We start from the raw sequence: 15,305 nt of genomic DNA, 5'->3' as shown, positions 1-15,305 counted from the left end.
CACGCGCCAGAAAACCCAACAGACGTCCGGGCGATCGTGTTCAGGAATGGACGGTTTCGCCCATGGCCCAGTTGACGTCTCCTGTTTCACGTCCAGCCCCCGGCATTCAGGCGCGATTGATGAACGACTCAAATTTTGACTACGATCTTGGCGAAACCAGTGAAGAGAAGCGGGCGGCGCTGAGCTATCTTTCGGAAGCCTTCGCCGAGGCCCAGCTTGACGGGCTGGACGGTGATTGCGTCGCCCACGCGGCGCTGTTCACGGCCTTCCGCGAGCTTGTTGACGCCTATGGCGAGGAGGCCGTCGCCACCTTCGCCGAAAGCCTTCCCGCCCGCGTGCGCAGCGGCGGCTTTTCCACGGGCCGCCGGCACTAGGACGCCGCGCGCCGACATTGGCGCCAAAACCTGGAAGCCAGAGGACCCGGGCGCCAGAGGATTTGGACCCAGAGGACCTGGGCGCCAGAGGATTTGGACCCAGAGGACTTGGGACGCCAGAACATCGGCGCCGTGACATCAGCGCTGACCTTCAGGACAGCGCGGGGCGCATTGAAAAGTGAGCCAGCTTTCGTGAAGGCGCGCGCCTGAACAGTGCGCCAAATCCGCAGCCCGCAAAATGCGGCGGGCCAAAAGCGGCAGCAGTAATTTGTGAGGCTGGAGCGCTTTTCCGTGAACTGGTTTCGCTGAAAAGCCTCACGCATTCAAAACGTCAGGCTGCCTCAGGCCCACCCCATGTGAAACTGCCGGTTGCGAGTTTTTCCGGGAGCCGCCGCCTCGTGGCGTCAAACCATGCAGGGCGCAAAACCTTGCAGGCGCGCGCCATGCACCACGGCCGACATCCCATATACCGGGCTGCGGCGGGTTGCAGGATGCAACGCCGTCTGCCCGCCGGGTTCGGAACATCCGGCCAGGGCTTGCCCGTTAACGCCAGGCGGATTGGTCGCCAGGCGAGCGCCAGATCAACTGGACGCCAGATCAGTTGCGGGAGCGCAGCGCCACCATGTCGTCCGTGTCCACGTCCTGCCGCGCCGCCGTCGCAGACGCCGACCGCCCGTGGTCCCGGCCTGGGGCCGGCTTGCGCGGGGCCGAGGCCAGCGCCCCGGCCAGGGCCGGTATGCCCACTGCCCGGAATGTCAAACCCGCGTCGCCGCGTCGATCCTGATGGTTGCTTGCGACGCCACCCGCGCCGCCGCCTTGCGCTCTTTCGCTCATCGTCCTTGCCCTGAAGCTCCCGAAACGCGCCCCCATGGCGCGTGGCAGCCTCCCATGGGGCCTGCCAAGCGCGTCAACAATTAGGCATTTTCTGGCTGATTTTGTTGAATTTTCATTGACATGGCTAACCGCTTCCTAATGGGCCGGCGTCGCCGGCCGCATTGGGAAGGCCCGGAGGACAGGCCGGCGCCCCCGCCCTGGAGTGTTGGCTTACAGGGTAACCTGGGTGCCAACCTCGACGACGCGGCCGGTGGGAATCTGGAAGAAGTCCGTGGCGTCCGAGGCGTTTCGCGCCAGGAACATGTACATCTTCGATTGCCACAGACGCATGCGTGGATTGGCGCCGATGCGGATCGAGCGGCGCGACACGAAGAACGACGTGGACATGATGTCGAAACGCCAGCCCTGGCTGCGGGCGATGGCGAGGCCACGCGGCACGTTGGGCGTCTCCGCATAGCCGAACGCCATGGTGACGCGGCTGAAGCCGTCGCGGATCGGCTCGATGGACACCCGCTCGCTGTCCGGCACCCGCGGCCTGTCGTCGGTGATCACCGTCAGCATGACGTTCTTTTCGTGCAGCACCTTGTTGTGCTTCACGTTGTGCAACAGGGCCGCCGGGGCGAAATCCGGGTCGCTGGTGAGGAACACCGCCGTGCCGCGCACCCGGTGCGGGTTGCTCTTGGCCAGGATGTCGACCAGCTCCTCCATCGGCATTTCGGCCTTGCGGGTCTTCTCCAGCACGATTCGGGTGCCGCGCCGCCACACCAGCATCATGGTCATGATGATCGCCGCGACGATGATGGGGAACAGGCCGCCGTGCAACGCCTTCAGCAGGTTGGCGAGCAGGAAGGTGCTGTCGATGATCAGGAACGGCAGCATGATGGCGGCGGCCAGCCACAGCGGCCGCTTCCAGTCTTTCCAGATCACCACGAAGGCGAGGATGGCGGTCACCACCATGGTGCCGGTCACCGCCACGCCATAGGCCGCCGCCAGATTGCTGGAATTGCGGAACAGGCCCACCGACAGCAGAACGCCGGCCAGCAGCAAATAATTGATGCGGGGCATGTAGATCTGCCCTGCGTGCACGTCCGACGTGTAGCGGATTTCAAGGCGCGGCAGCAGGCCGAGCTGGATGGCCTGGCGGCTGAGGGAGTAGGCGCCGGTAATCACCGCCTGACCGGCGATGATGGTCGCCAGCGTCGCCATGCCCACCATGGGCGCCAGCGCCCATTCCGGGAACAGCAGGAAGAAGGGGTTCTCGATCTTTTCGGGATGCGCCAACACCAGCGCGCCCTGGCCAAGATAGTTCAGCGCCAGCGCCGGCAGCGCCATGAACCAGGTGAAGCGGATCGGGCTGCGGCCGAAATGGCCAAGATCGGCGTAGAGGGCTTCGGCGCCCGTGACAGCCAGGAACACGGCGCCCAGGATCGCCATGCCGATGGCCCCGTTGTGGATGATGAAATCCACCGCGTATTTGGGATTGAGAGCCCAGAACACGCCGAGGTCATCCTTGATGTGATAGAGGCCGCCCACCGCCATCAGGAAGAACCACAGCATCATGATGGGGCCGAACAGGCGCGCCACCTGGGCCGTGCCCCGGCTCTGCACGAGGAACAGCAGCAGCAGGATGGCCGTGGTGATCTGCGGCACGTAATCGTCGAGGGCCGGCGTCACCAGCTTCAGGCCTTCGACCGCCGACAGCACCGAGATGGCCGGAGAAATGATGGCGTCGCCGTAGAACAGCGCCGCGCCCAGCATGCCGAGAAAAATAATGAGGCGGCTGTTGGCGTGCCCCATCGCCCGCTGCGCCAGCGCCATCAGCGAGAGAATGCCGCCTTCGCCGTTGTTGTCGGCGCGCAGCAGGATGAAGACGTATTTCACCGTCACCACGAGCATCAGCGCCCAGAGAATCAGTGACAGCACGCCGATGACGGAGGCGCGAGCGTCGAGACCGCCCTCCATGCCCACCTTGGCGGCTTCACGGAAAGCATACAGCGGGCTGGTGCCGATATCGCCGAATACAACGCCGGCGGCGCCAACCACCAGGGTCCAGAAGCCGGTCTTGGGATCATGCCCGCCGGGGACGGCGCCGTCTGGAGAACCGGCCGCGCCACCCGCCTGTAAACCGGCCGCGCCGCCTGTTTCTTCCCGGCCTTGCATTGCTGACATCAAAATTCCGCCCCTGGATGCAACGCCCGTTATGCGGCGGCGCCGGCAATGATCGCGCGATCCGTTCGCCAGCGTTTCGCAGATTGCCATTGCGTTGTCAGACAACCGCCATCATTGAGGCGTGCAAATCAGTTTTGCGCAATGGCCGGACGTCATTCTCTCACCAGCTTGTCAAAGTTCGGCGACAACTTCCGGAGAGCCGATCGACGCTGCGCCTGCGCCCTGAACGCACGGCGCACATAGCGGGCGGCGGTATAAACCATCCAGCATCTGACGCAAGCTCAGCCATGGGAGCCCGCTGGCGTGATGGTCCGGCCGCCCGCGCTTGTGAAACAGTGGAACAATCCGGGCTTCCGTCCCCCGCCCGCGTCGGCTAATGATGCAACGGAAGAAGCGTCGGCGGTTCCGGCGAGCACCAGGGTCCCAGTTTCACCATGGCAGGCAACGTTGCGCAAATCAGTTCCCTCATGGCCGGCAAGCGCGGCGTTATCATGGGGTTGGCCAACAACAAATCGATTGCCTGGGGCATTGCCAAAGCGGCGCGCCAGCACGGCGCTGAAATCGCCCTGACCTATCAGGGCGACGCGCTCAAGAAGCGCGTTGAGCCGCTGGCAGCCGAACTTGGCGCCGCCGTCGTCGGCCATTGCGACGTCACCGACGCCAGCACCATCGACGCGGTGTTCGCCGAGGTGGAGAAGCTCTGGGGCAAGATCGACTTCCTCGTCCACGCCATCGCCTTTTCCGACAAGGACGAGCTGACCGGTCGCTATCTCGACACCAGCGAGGCCAATTTCAGCAAGTCGATGCTGATTTCGTGCTACTCGCTGACCGCGATCGCCCAGCGGGCCGAGAAGCTGATGACCGATGGGGGTTCGATCCTGACCCTGACCTATTACGGCGCCGAAAAATGGATGCCCCATTATAACGTGATGGGCGTCGCCAAGGCGGCCCTGGAAGCCAGCGTGCGCTACCTCGCCGCGGATCTGGGCCCGCAGCGCATCCGCGTCAACGCCATTTCCGCCGGTCCGATCAAGACCCTCGCCGCCTCCGGCATCGGCGATTTCCGCTACATCCTGAAGTGGAACGAATACAACTCGCCCATGCGTCGCTCGGTGACCGTCGAGGACGTCGGCGAGAGCGCCGCCTATTTCCTCTCCGACATGTCGAAGGGCGTCACCGGCGAGGTGCACCATGTGGACGCGGGCTACCATGTGGTCGGCATGAAGAACCCCGACGCGCCCGACATCGTTCTCAACAAGGAATAACCCGGCCCGTGGACGCCATACGGACGCAGGCCGAAAACGCCGGACAACCGGACGCGGGGCGCCAGGAGGCCCTCCCTGCCGAGGCGCCCGTCGTTTGTGGGGTCCGGCCGCGCGGCGTCATCTGGTTCATCCGCCACGGCGAGACCGACTGGAACGCCGCCGGACGCCTGCAAGGCCGGCGCGACACGCAGCTGAACCGCACCGGCAAACGCCAGGCGGCGGTCGCCGGCCGGCTTCTCGGCGGGCTGCTTCCTGATCCAGCCCGCCCCCTCTGGCTGGCCAGTCCCCTGGCCCGCGCCGCCCGCACCATGGAAATCCTGCGCCAGACCATGGGGCTCGAGCCGGCCGGCTACCAGGCCGACGAACGGCTGGCCGAAATCTCCTTTGGCCGCTGGGAAGGCCATCCCTGGAAAGACATCAAGGCGCGCCATCCGGCCGCCCACGCCGCCCGCAAGGCGTCGCCGTGGACGTACACGCCGCCGGACGGCGAAAGTTACGCCGACGTGGCCGCCCGCCTCGCCCCCGCCATCGCGGCGCTGGACGGCGATGCGGTCATCGTCTCCCACGGCGGCGTCGCCCGGGCGCTGCTGGCTCTCACCTGCGCCATTGATCCGCTTGAGGCCGTCCATTTCCCGGTCTGGCAGGGCCGCGTGCTCCGCATCGACGCCCACGGCTGGCGCTGGCTGCCCGAAGACGCTCCGCCGGGCCACGGCTGAGGTTTCGGGCGCCTTTCGCATGTCCGCCTTGCGGACCGGAACGCCCGGGCGCCCTCGCGCCGGCGCCCCATCCTCTCCCGTGGCCCTCCCATGTGTGACGTTCCCATATCTGACGTCCCCATGTGTGGCTGAAACGCCACATTTGCGTCATGACCTGCGCGAGCCCGGTCATGAGCTGTGGGTGGCCGCCCAGACATCCGGAGGGGCTTCCACTGGCCTGTGGGCGCCTGAAAAGCCTTGATATCCCGGCGGCTCCGGCTATCCCCCGCGCCGTCGCGGCTCCCCCGCTCCAACCCTGCCTGAACGCTCCCCGGCCCCGCCTGGTCGCGTTCATCATTCCGTTCATTTTCGTTCATGCGCGGTTCAGGCAGCCAGGCGCAATCATCCGCCCATGCAGGCCCTTTCCCTGTGGAATCCTGGGTCTGCCGCAGCATCCATGGACGGAAGGCCGTCCAGGCGAGGGCAAGATGAGAACACCAGGCGAAGACGTGAATGTGGGGGCTACCGCCGGCCATGTGGCGTCGCAATTCATGCTGTCCGGTCCCGTGCGGCCGGAGTTCGCGCGTGATGAAACCCTGGCCGAGATTTTCGCCGCGACCGTGCGCCTGCGCGGCTATCGCATTGCCTACGCCAGTGGCGACCAGGTCTGGACCTACGCCCAGGTCAACGAACTGACCGGCCAGATGGCCCGGGCGCTGGCGGCGAAGGGCATCGGCCCTGGCGACGTGGTTGGCCTGTGGGCGCCGCGCGGCGTCGCCCTGCTGATGGCCCAGATCGCCGTCACCCGCACCGGCGCCGCCTGGCTGCCGTTCGACGCCGACGCTCCGGTTGATCGCATCGCCGTCTGCCTCGCCGACGCCGGCGCCAGGGGCCTGCTGACCTGCGACAGCTTCGCCGCCCGGGCGCGCGGCGCCAAATTCGCGGTCTGGAGCGTCGAGGCGCTGCAGGCGGAAGCCGCCGCCGGCGACCTGCCGGACCTCCCCGACCCGCGCGCGCGCGGCCAGAGCGCCGACAGCCCCGCCTATATGATCTATACCTCGGGCTCCACGGGCGCGCCCAAGGGCATCGTCATCAGCCAGCGCAACATCTGCCACTTCCTGCGCGCCGCCAATGACGTCTACGGCCTGACCTCCGACGACGTGGTGTTTCAGGGCGCCTCCGTCGCCTTCGACCTGTCGATGGAGGAAATCTGGGTTCCATACCTGGTTGGCGCGACCCTGACGGTGGCGACGCCGGAGGTGATGAGCGACATCGAGCGCCTGCCCGACGTGCTGGAGGCCGCTGGCGTCACCGTGCTCGACACCGTGCCGACCCTGCTGGCCCTGCTGCCGCGCGACGTGCGTGGGCTGCGGGTGATCCTGCTTGGCGGCGAGGCGCTGCCGGCGCCACTGATCGCCCGCTGGGCCCGTCAGGACCGGCGCATTTTCAACACCTATGGCCCGACGGAAGTGACCGTGGTCGCCACCGTGGCTGAAGTTGTGCCCGGCGAAACCGTCACCATCGGCAAGCCGATCCCCAATTACACCTGCTATGTGGTGGACGAGCAGCTGAACCCGGTCGCCCCCGGCGCGGAAGGCGAACTGCTGATCGGCGGCCCCGGCGTCGCCCAGGGCTATCTGCGCCGTCCGGAGCTGACGGCGGAGAAGTTCATCGCCAATCCCTTCGCCACGGACAAAAAGCCGGTCGACCCGGTGCTGTACCGCTCCGGCGACGCCGTCAGCCTCGACGCCACAGGCAACATCGTTTTCCACGGCCGCATCGACGACCAGGTCAAGATCCGCGGTTTTCGCGTCGAGCTGGGCGAGATCGAAGCGGCGCTTGCCGATTTCCCCAACGTCGCCCAGGCCGCCGTGGTGGTGCGCCAGGATGAGGGCGTCGACCGGCTGGTCGCCTTCCTCGTCGCCCAGCCGGGCCAGAGCATCGACCGCATGGCCCTGCGCGCTGGCCTGCGTGAGCGCCTGCCGTCCTACATGTGCCCGTCGCATTTCGAGCTGGCGACGACCCTGCCCCGCCTCACCTCCGGCAAGATCGACCGCAAAACGCTGAAGGGGGTTGCGCTCACCGCCCGCGAAGCGGCTGAGGACGAAGCGCCGCAGAGCGACGCCGAGGCGGTGCTGCTGGCGGCGGCGAAGCATGTCTTCCCCGGCCAGGCCATCCCGTTCGACGCCGACTTCTTCCTCGATCTCGGCGGCCATTCGCTGTTGGCGGCCCGCTTCGTCTCGGAGGTGCGCCGGCATCCGGCCTACGCCACCTTGACCATGCAGGACGTCTACGCCGCCCGCACCCTGCGCGCCATGGCGGCGCTGGTGGAGGCCAATGGCGGCGGCGAAGCCCTGGACCTGTCGTTTGAGCCGCCGCCGCTGCTGCGACGCTTCTGGTGCGGCCTTGCCCAAGCTGTCGCCTTGCCGCTGATTCTCGGCGTGGTGACCATCCAGTGGCTTGGCCTGTTTCTGGCCTCCATCGCCCTGCTGCGCGAGGACGCCTCGATCTGGGCCGAAATGGCGGCGCTGTTCACCGTCTATGTCGCGCTCAACATCGGCGCCAAGCTGCTGATCGCCGGCCTGAAATGGGCGGTGCTCGGCCGCACGAAACCCGGCCGCTATCCGCTGTGGGGCGTCTATTACTTCCGCGTCTGGTTCGTGCAGCGCATGATCCAGGCCACGTCGCTGAAGTTCCTGCAAAACTCGCCGCTGATGCGCGTCTATCTGCGCATGCTGGGCGCGAAAATCGGCCGCGACGCCATCATCGGCGATTTCGAGGCTGGCGCCATCGACCTGATCACCATCGGCGACGGCGCCTCCACGGGCGCCAAGAACCGCTTCGCCAACGTCCAGGTGGTGGGCAATGAACTGGTTATCGGCGCGATCGACATCGGCGCCGACGCCTATACCGGCAACACCTGCTCGTTCGGCCCCAACAGCCGCGTCGGCCGCGGCGCCGAACTCGCCGACCTGACCGCGATCCCGGAGAACGGCGTCGTCGGCGACGGCGAGAAATGGGAGGGCTCCCCCGCCCGCAAGACCGGCATGGTCGATCTCGCCGCCCTGCCGCCCCAGGCGGAAGCTGGCCCGGCCCGCCGTGCCGCGCAGGGGGCGGTCTATGGCGTCGGTTATATCGTCATGCTGATGCTTGGCCTGCTGCCGATCTTCCCGGCCTTCTACATTCTCTACAACCTTGACCGGCTGTTCAGCGGCGTGAACGACCATGAAGTGTCCTGGTCGATGCTGCCGCTGCTCACCATCCCGACGGCGCTGGCGCTGATCCTCGTTTCCATGGCGGTGATCATCGTCTGCCGCTGGGTCATCCTGCCGCGCGTCCGCCCTGGCGTTTATTCGATCCACTCCTGGACTTATGTGCGCAAATGGCTGATGGGCCTCGCCACCGAGGTGACGCTGGAGACGCTGAACTCGCTCTACGCCACGCTGTTCATGCGCATCTGGTATCGCCTGATGGGCGCGAAGATCGGCAAGGGCTCGGAGATTTCCACCAACCTCGCCGGCCGCTACGACCTGGTCGACATCGGCGCCGGCAACTTCCTTGGCGACGAGGTGATCTTCGGCGACGAGGAGATCCGCCGCGGCTACATGGAGCTGCGCACGGTGAAGACCGGCGACCGGGTGTTCCTCGGCAATGACGCCATCGTCCCCGGCGGCTCGGTGATCGAAGACGGCGCGCTGCTCGGCATCAAGTCGCGCATGCCGGAAGACCTGCATATCGGCGAGAACGAGACCTGGTTCGGCAGCCCGGCCATCAGGCTGCCGGTGCGGCAGAAGTTCGACGTGGCGGCCAACTTCACCTACCAGCCGCCGAAGCTGAAGCTGCTGGGGCGCGGCCTGTTCGAGGCGTTCCACACCTCGCTGCCCACCGCCCTGTTCATCACCTGCGGCTACATGACCGCCGACGTCATCGCCAACCCGATCGGCCGTGGCGACTGGCTGACCGCCACCGGCGTCTTCCTCGCCGCCGGCGTGGTTATCGCCCTGGCGCTGGTGGCCTTCGCCGCCATCGTCAAATGGCTGATGATGGGCGCCTACAAACCCACCGCCCATCCCATGTGGTCGTGGTGGGCCATGCGCACCGAGGCCGTCGCGGTGATCTATGGCGGCCTCGTTGGCAAGGCGTCGCTGGAGTTCTTCCGCGGCACGCCCTTCCTGCCCTGGCTGCTGCGCCTGTATGGAACGAAGATCGGCAAGGGCGTGTGGATGGACTGGACCGACCTGACCGAGTTCGACTGCGTCAAAATTGGCGACTACTGCGCCATCAACATGACCTCGACCCTGCAAACCCACCTGTATGAGGACCGGGTGATGAAGGTGGGCCGGGTGGAGCTCGGCAAGGGCGTCACGGTCGGCGCCGGCTCCACGGTGCTCTACGACACCCATGTCGGCGACTTCGCCCGCATCGGCCAGACCACGGTGGTGATGAAGGGCGAGAGCCTCCCGGCGCATTCCGAATGGGCTGGCGCCCCGGCCCAGCCGGTGCGCCGCCCCCAGGGCGACGCAGCCGCCCGGACGAAGGGCGCCGCCCTGCGCATCGCGGCCTGAGCGAAGCGCGCGGACAACGCAGGGGGCCGGCGGCAACGCCGGCCCTTTTGCATGCGCCGCTGCTCCCGGCGCCGGAAAATGTGGAGCGCGGTTTGACCGGACGCGACGCCAGCCCTATGCAGACGGCAGAGGAAGTCCATGTCGCACAACTCATTCGGCCACCTGTTCCGCGTCACCACCTTTGGCGAAAGCCACGGCCCGGCCATTGGCTGCGTGGTCGACGGCTGCCCTCCAGGCCTTCCGCTGACGGAAGCCGACATCCAGCATGACCTCGACCGGCGCAAACCCGGCCAGTCGCGCTTCACCACCCAGCGCCGCGAGGCCGATGAGGTCAAAATCCTCTCCGGCGTGTTCCCCCACCCGGAAAGCGGCGAGCAGATCACGACGGGTACGTCCATCGGCCTGCTGATCGAGAACACCGACCAGCGCTCGAAGGACTACGGCGACATCAAGGACAAGTACCGTCCCGGCCACGCCGACTTCGCCTATGACGTGAAATATGGCGTGCGCGACTATCGCGGCGGCGGCCGCTCGTCGGCGCGCGAAACCGCCATGCGCGTCGCCGCCGGCGCCATCGCCCGCAAGGTGGTCCCGGGCCTCGTGGTGCGCGGCGCTGTCGTGCAGATTGGTCCGCACAGGATCAACCGCGCCAACTGGGACTGGTCGATCATCAACGATAACCCGTTCTTCTGCCCCGACGCGGCCATGGTCGACGTGTTCGCCGCCTATCTGGACGGCGTCCGCAAGAGCGGCTCCTCCATCGGCGCGGTTATCGAGGTGGTGGCGGAGGGCGTTCCGGCAGGCCTTGGCGCGCCGGTCTACGGCAAGCTCGACACGGACATCGCCGCCAATCTGATGAGCATCAACGCGGTGAAGGGCGTCGAGATCGGCGACGGCTTCGCCGCTGCGGAGCTGACCGGCGAGCAGAACGCCGACGAACTGCGCATGGGTAACGACGGGCGGCCGCTGTTCCTGTCCAATCACGCCGGCGGCGTTGTCGGCGGCATTTCCACCGGCCAGGCGGTCATCGCCCGGTTCGCGGTGAAGCCGACCTCGTCGATCCTGACGCCGCGGCAGACCATTGACCGCGCCGGCCACGAAGCCGACATTCTGACCAGGGGGCGCCACGACCCCTGCGTCGGCCTGCGCGCCGTGCCGGTGGGCGAGGCCATGGTCGCCTGCGCCATCGCCGATCACTACCTGCGCGATCGCGCCCAGACCGGCGGCGTCCGCCACTGGCCGGGCGCCTGAAGCATTTTCGGGAAAGGTGCGGTCCATTTTTCCCGGGGAGAGTGCGTTTGATCAAAGCGGCGGAGCAATATCCGGTTCAGTGTGAACGGATGTCGCGCTGGCGCGGCGCCGACAAGACCGCCCCATGAAAACGTCCGGACGGAAACCTCATGTCGAACAACGTCAACGAAGCCATCGAAGCCATCGCCCGCGGCGAAATCATCATCGTCACCGATGACGACGACCGCGAGAACGAGGGCGATCTGATCTGCGCCGCCTCCTTGTGCACCACGGAGAAGATGGCGTTCATCATCCGCAATACCTGCGGCATCGTCTGCGCGCCGACATCGCGCGAGGAAGCCCAGCGGTTGCGGCTTGATCCGATGGTGGCCGCCAATGACGCGCCGCTCGGCACCGCCTTCACCGTCACCGTCGACGTGCGCCACGGCCTCACCACCGGCATTTCCGCCGAGCAGCGCGCCAACACCGTGCGCGCCCTGGCCAATGGCAACATGGGGCCGGACGATTTTGTCCGCCCGGGCCACGTTTTCCCGCTGATTGCCCGCGACGGCGGCGTGCTGATGCGCTCCGGCCATACGGAAGCGGCGGTGGACCTGTGCCGCCTCGCCGGCCTGCCGCCGGTCGGGGTGATCTGCGAACTGGCCAATGATGACGGCACGGTGATGAAGGGCGAGCAGATCGACGCCTTCGCCGCCACGCACAATCTCAAGCGCATTTCGGTGGCCGATCTGATCGCCTTCCGCCGCTCCCGCGAAAAGCTGGTGGAGCGCGTGGGAACGTTTCCGGTGCATACCCGATACGGCGACCTCACCGGCTACGCTTACGAAACCAATCTCGACACCGTGCAGCACTTCGCCTTCGTCATGGGCCCCATCGGCAATGGCGAGGCTGTGCCGGCCCGCCTTCACCGCGCCGACGTGGTGGCTGACCTGTTCGGCCCTTCCGCCGTCGATCAGGCCCTGGCCAGGTTTGCCCGCGACGGCCGCGGCGTGCTGATCTATCTGCGCGATGGCTCCGCCGGCGTGCCCCTGCACCGCCAGGACGAGGGCAAGCACCCGGTCAGCGCCGAGGAAAGCCGTGTGCGCGAATGGCGCGAGATTGGCCTCGGCGCGCAAATCCTGCGTGATCTCGGCGTCTCCTCCATTGTCAACCTGTCCTCGACGCCCCGCGCCTTCGTCGGCCTCGCCGGCTTCGGCATCGAAATCGTCCGCACCGAACCGGTTGAAGGCTGACGCCTGGCCTGCGGAACGAAAGCACGCCCCGGCGGTTTTCTGACTGAAGAGGCCTGAAGGCGCCCTTGCGCTTCAGGCCATTTTGTCAGAAGGCGGACGCGATGAACCATTGCGTCCCGAACCGGGGGATGAATGGCCAGATCAGCGTCAGCCCGATCGGGCAAAAAAACGGCGGCCGGAAAATCCGCAAAACCCAAGAAATCCGCCGCCGGCAAGGGCCGGAAGCAGGCGAAAGGCGACGATGCGCCGTCGCCCGCCGGTGTCGCCGTCCACGGCGCCCAATCCCTGTCATCCGTTCTGGTTGACAGCTACAACCTGGAAATCCGCGACAGGGAAGGCTTTGTCGGCGATCGCGCCAGCGGCCGGGCGTTTCGCGCCACGCTTGATGAAATCCGCAAGGCGCTGCGCCAGAACGACCGCGACGGCGACCCCCTCGGCGACAACCCCAGCGCCGACATCAGCAAATCCACCCTCGACCGGCTTCTCACCAAAGGCGATCTGGAAGCGGCGGGCGTCGTGCTCGGCGCCATCGAGCACTTTGCCGGGGAGCTGGCCCATGTGGCGCGGCGCTTTCTCAATGACACAGCCTGGAAGGGCACGGAGCGCATCGTCGTCGGCGGCGGGCTGAAACAGAGCCGCGTCGGCGAACTGGCCGTGGGCCGGGCGATGGTGCTGCTGAAAAGCCAAGGCGTCGACATCGACATGGAGATGATCCGCCACCACCCGGACGAAGCCGGGCTGATTGGTTGCGCCCATCTGGCCCCGGCGTGGGTTTATGAAGGCCACGACGCCATTCTGGCCGTGGACGTGGGCGGCTCGAACATCCGCTGCGGCGTCATCGACGTGAACCTGAAGAAGAAAAAGGACCTGTCGAAGGCCCGGGTCTGGAAATCCACCCTCTGGCGCCATCGCGACGATGACCCCAAACGCGATGAGGCGGTGAGGCGGCTCACCGACATGCTGGCGGAGCTGATCGCCATGGCCGACAGCAACGGCCGCCGCCTGTGCCCGCTGATCGGCGTTGGCGTTCCAGGCGTCATCGGCCCGGACGGCGCCATCACCCGGGGCGGCCAGAACCTGCCGGGCAATTGGGAAAGTTCACGCTTCAACCTGGCCCACTGCCTGCGCGAGGCAATCCCGGAGATCGGCGGCCATGAAACGGCGGTGGTGATGCACAACGATGCGGTCGTGCAGGGCCTGAGCCAGACGCCCTTCATGCAGGACGTAACCCACTGGGGCGTGCTGACCATCGGCACCGGCCTCGGCAATGCTCGCTACACCAACCGCGCCAGGCTGGAGGACGGGGAAGGATAGTCTTACGACTTCCCCAGGCCGGCGACGATGGCCGCGACCATCTGATCGCCGGGACGCGGGCTTTCCGAGAGGCCCGCGACGACGCCAGCCTGATCGTCCGCGCTGCGGTTCTGGCTCATCTTTGATTTGGCGTCGACGCGGGTAATGCGCAGCCGCACGCCGACGACGCCGCGCAATTGCGCCGCCACGAAGGGCTCCGGCGCATCGCTCACCCGCCACGTCTCCATTCCCGCTTCAGCCCGCTCCGCCTCGTGCAGGTCGGTCAGCCGCGTCACCGCCGCGCGCAACCCGTCCGGGTCGTCGAAAAACGTCGCCTCGCCATGCACATGCACTGCCTGGTAATTCCAGGTGGGGACCACCTTGCCGGTTTCCTGCTTCGAGGGATACCAGGACGGCGTCACATAGGCGTCGGGGCCGGTGAAAATCGCCAGCGCCTCGCCAACCGGCGGGCGCTTCCACTGGTCGTTGGCGCGCGACAGGTGGCCAAGCAGCGTCGCCTCCCCGCCCTCCGGCGCATCCAGAATCATCGGCAGCGGCGTCGCCTCAAGCCCCTCCGCCGTCGCCGTCACCAGCGTGCACAGGCGCGTCGCGCGGATGAACTGGCGCCACCAGGCGGGATCGTCCTGACGGAAAGCTGGCGGCGTGTACATGGTGGCTCCTGCCGGCGATCAGCCCGCCATCAGCGCTTCCACATGCGCGGCTGTCGAACGCTGTAGCGCGTCCAGATCATAGCCGCCTTCCAGAACCGAGACCACGCGGCGCCTGCTGCGCCTGTCCGCCAGATCGAGCAGGCGGCGCGTCGCCCAGGCGAAATCATTCTCGGTGAGGTTGATATTGGCCAGCGGATCGCGCCAGTGGGCGTCAAAGCCGGCCGAGATAATCACCAGTTCGGGCTTGAACGAGTCGACGCGCGGCAGCACCATCAGGTCGAAAATCTCGCGATAGGTGCGGCCATTGGTGCCCGGCGTCAGCGGAATATTGACGATATTGCCGTGCTCGCCGCGCTCGCCCATGTCGCCGGTGTGGGGGAACAGCGGCGCCTCATGCGTTGAGCAATAAAGTACGGTGGGATCATTCCAAAAGATGTTCTGGGTGCCGTTGCCGTGGTGCACGTCCCAGTCGATGATGGCGACCCGCTCCAGCCCATGCGCCTCGATGGCGTGCCGGGCGGCGATGGCGGCGTTGTTGAAGAAGCAGAACCCCATCGCCCGGTCACGCTCGGCGTGATGGCCTGGCGGGCGCGTGGCGACGAAAGCATTGGTCACCTGCCCGCCCAGAACCTCGTCCACGGCCCTGACGGCGCCGCCGACGCCGCGCAGCGCCGCCTCCCAGGTGCCCATGCTCATGGTGGTGTCGCCATCGACCTCGACCAGACGGCTGTCGGTGGGGGCAAGCGCGCGCAACTGCTCCACATATTGCCGCCCATGGCAGCGCAGGACGTCCGCCTCCGTGCCCAACGGCGCCTGCTCCCGCGCCAGCAGGGCGAATTTCTCGTCTTCCAGGGCCCGTTCGACGGCGCGCAGGCGGTCGGGACATTCAGGATGGCCGGGAAATGTCTCATGCAGGAGACTGGCGGGATGCGACAGAAAAAGCGTCGTCAATGGAA

10 protein-coding genes are annotated in these 15,305 nt (G+C 66.8%); 7 read left to right on the top strand and 3 right to left on the bottom strand.

The window, feature by feature from the left end:
• Positions 1 to 119: 119 nt before the first annotated feature.
• Positions 120 to 374 (top strand): hypothetical protein, encoded by a 255-nt coding sequence (locus tag EV666_RS02325; RefSeq protein WP_132002339.1) that lies wholly within the window; start codon positions 120 to 122, stop codon positions 372 to 374.
• Positions 375 to 1,418: 1,044 nt separating this feature from the next.
• On the opposite strand, the gene EV666_RS02320 is transcribed toward EV666_RS02325, so the two are convergent.
• A complete protein-coding gene (locus EV666_RS02320) occupies positions 1,419 to 3,377 on the bottom strand; it encodes a potassium transporter Kup (protein ID WP_132002336.1) in 1,959 nt (652 codons plus the stop codon).
• 434 nt (positions 3,378 to 3,811) lie between these two features.
• Here EV666_RS02320 and fabI point away from each other — a divergent pair, with 434 nt between their 5' ends.
• The 6 genes from fabI to EV666_RS02290 all read left to right on the top strand — a co-directional run bounded on the left by fabI (position 3,812) and on the right by EV666_RS02290 (position 13,699).
• Positions 3,812 to 4,642, top strand: coding sequence for an enoyl-ACP reductase FabI (gene fabI / locus EV666_RS02315; protein WP_132002333.1), 831 nt, complete (start codon positions 3,812 to 3,814; stop codon positions 4,640 to 4,642).
• Positions 4,643 to 4,650: 8 nt separating this feature from the next.
• Positions 4,651 to 5,358: a histidine phosphatase family protein gene (locus tag EV666_RS02310; RefSeq protein WP_245514156.1), complete on the top strand. Its 708-nt coding sequence runs from the start codon at positions 4,651 to 4,653 to the stop codon at positions 5,356 to 5,358.
• 467 nt (positions 5,359 to 5,825) lie between these two features.
• Entirely contained in the window at positions 5,826 to 9,902 is a 4,077-nt protein-coding gene (locus EV666_RS02305; protein WP_132002330.1) for a Pls/PosA family non-ribosomal peptide synthetase, read from the top strand.
• 138 nt (positions 9,903 to 10,040) lie between these two features.
• Complete coding sequence (gene aroC / locus EV666_RS02300; RefSeq protein ID WP_132002328.1) at positions 10,041 to 11,153, top strand: chorismate synthase; 1,113 nt, start codon at positions 10,041 to 10,043, stop codon at positions 11,151 to 11,153.
• Between the two features lie 149 nt (positions 11,154 to 11,302).
• A complete protein-coding gene (ribB, locus tag EV666_RS02295; protein WP_132002325.1) occupies positions 11,303 to 12,385 on the top strand; it encodes a 3,4-dihydroxy-2-butanone-4-phosphate synthase in 1,083 nt (360 codons plus the stop codon).
• A gap of 132 nt (positions 12,386 to 12,517) precedes the next feature.
• Positions 12,518 to 13,699: an ROK family protein gene (locus tag EV666_RS02290; protein ID WP_132002323.1), complete on the top strand. Its 1,182-nt coding sequence runs from the start codon at positions 12,518 to 12,520 to the stop codon at positions 13,697 to 13,699.
• Positions 13,700 to 13,701: 2 nt separating this feature from the next.
• On the opposite strand, the gene EV666_RS02285 is transcribed toward EV666_RS02290, so the two are convergent.
• A complete protein-coding gene (locus tag EV666_RS02285) occupies positions 13,702 to 14,349 on the bottom strand; it encodes an FMN-binding negative transcriptional regulator (protein ID WP_132002320.1) in 648 nt (215 codons plus the stop codon).
• 18 nt (positions 14,350 to 14,367) lie between these two features.
• On the bottom strand, positions 14,368 to 15,300 hold the full coding sequence (locus EV666_RS02280; protein ID WP_132002317.1) for a histone deacetylase family protein: 933 nt from the start codon (positions 15,298 to 15,300) through the stop codon (positions 14,368 to 14,370).
• Positions 15,301 to 15,305 lie beyond the last annotated feature (5 nt).

This window comes from Camelimonas lactis (assembly GCF_004342915.1).
Classification (GTDB): Bacteria; Pseudomonadota; Alphaproteobacteria; order Rhizobiales; family Beijerinckiaceae; genus Camelimonas; species Camelimonas lactis.
The sequence above is the reverse complement of the archived record's forward strand: the minus strand, read 5'-3'. Positions and strand labels throughout refer to the sequence as shown.

What these genes read in the sequence shown, in the direction of transcription:
- EV666_RS02290 (WP_132002323.1), top strand. Translation starts at nt 12,518, where the DNA reads ATGGCCAGATCAGCGTCAGCCCGATCGGGCAAAAAAACGGCGGCCGGA.
- fabI (WP_132002333.1), top strand. Translation starts at nt 3,812, where the DNA reads ATGGCAGGCAACGTTGCGCAAATCAGTTCCCTCATGGCCGGCAAGCGC.
- EV666_RS02325 (WP_132002339.1), top strand. Translation starts at nt 120, where the DNA reads ATGAACGACTCAAATTTTGACTACGATCTTGGCGAAACCAGTGAAGAG.
- aroC (WP_132002328.1), top strand. Translation starts at nt 10,041, where the DNA reads ATGTCGCACAACTCATTCGGCCACCTGTTCCGCGTCACCACCTTTGGC.
- ribB (WP_132002325.1), top strand. Translation starts at nt 11,303, where the DNA reads ATGTCGAACAACGTCAACGAAGCCATCGAAGCCATCGCCCGCGGCGAA.
- EV666_RS02320 (WP_132002336.1), bottom strand. Translation starts at nt 3,377, where the DNA reads ATGTCAGCAATGCAAGGCCGGGAAGAAACAGGCGGCGCGGCCGGTTTA.
- EV666_RS02305 (WP_132002330.1), top strand. Translation starts at nt 5,826, where the DNA reads ATGAGAACACCAGGCGAAGACGTGAATGTGGGGGCTACCGCCGGCCAT.
- EV666_RS02285 (WP_132002320.1), bottom strand. Translation starts at nt 14,349, where the DNA reads ATGTACACGCCGCCAGCTTTCCGTCAGGACGATCCCGCCTGGTGGCGC.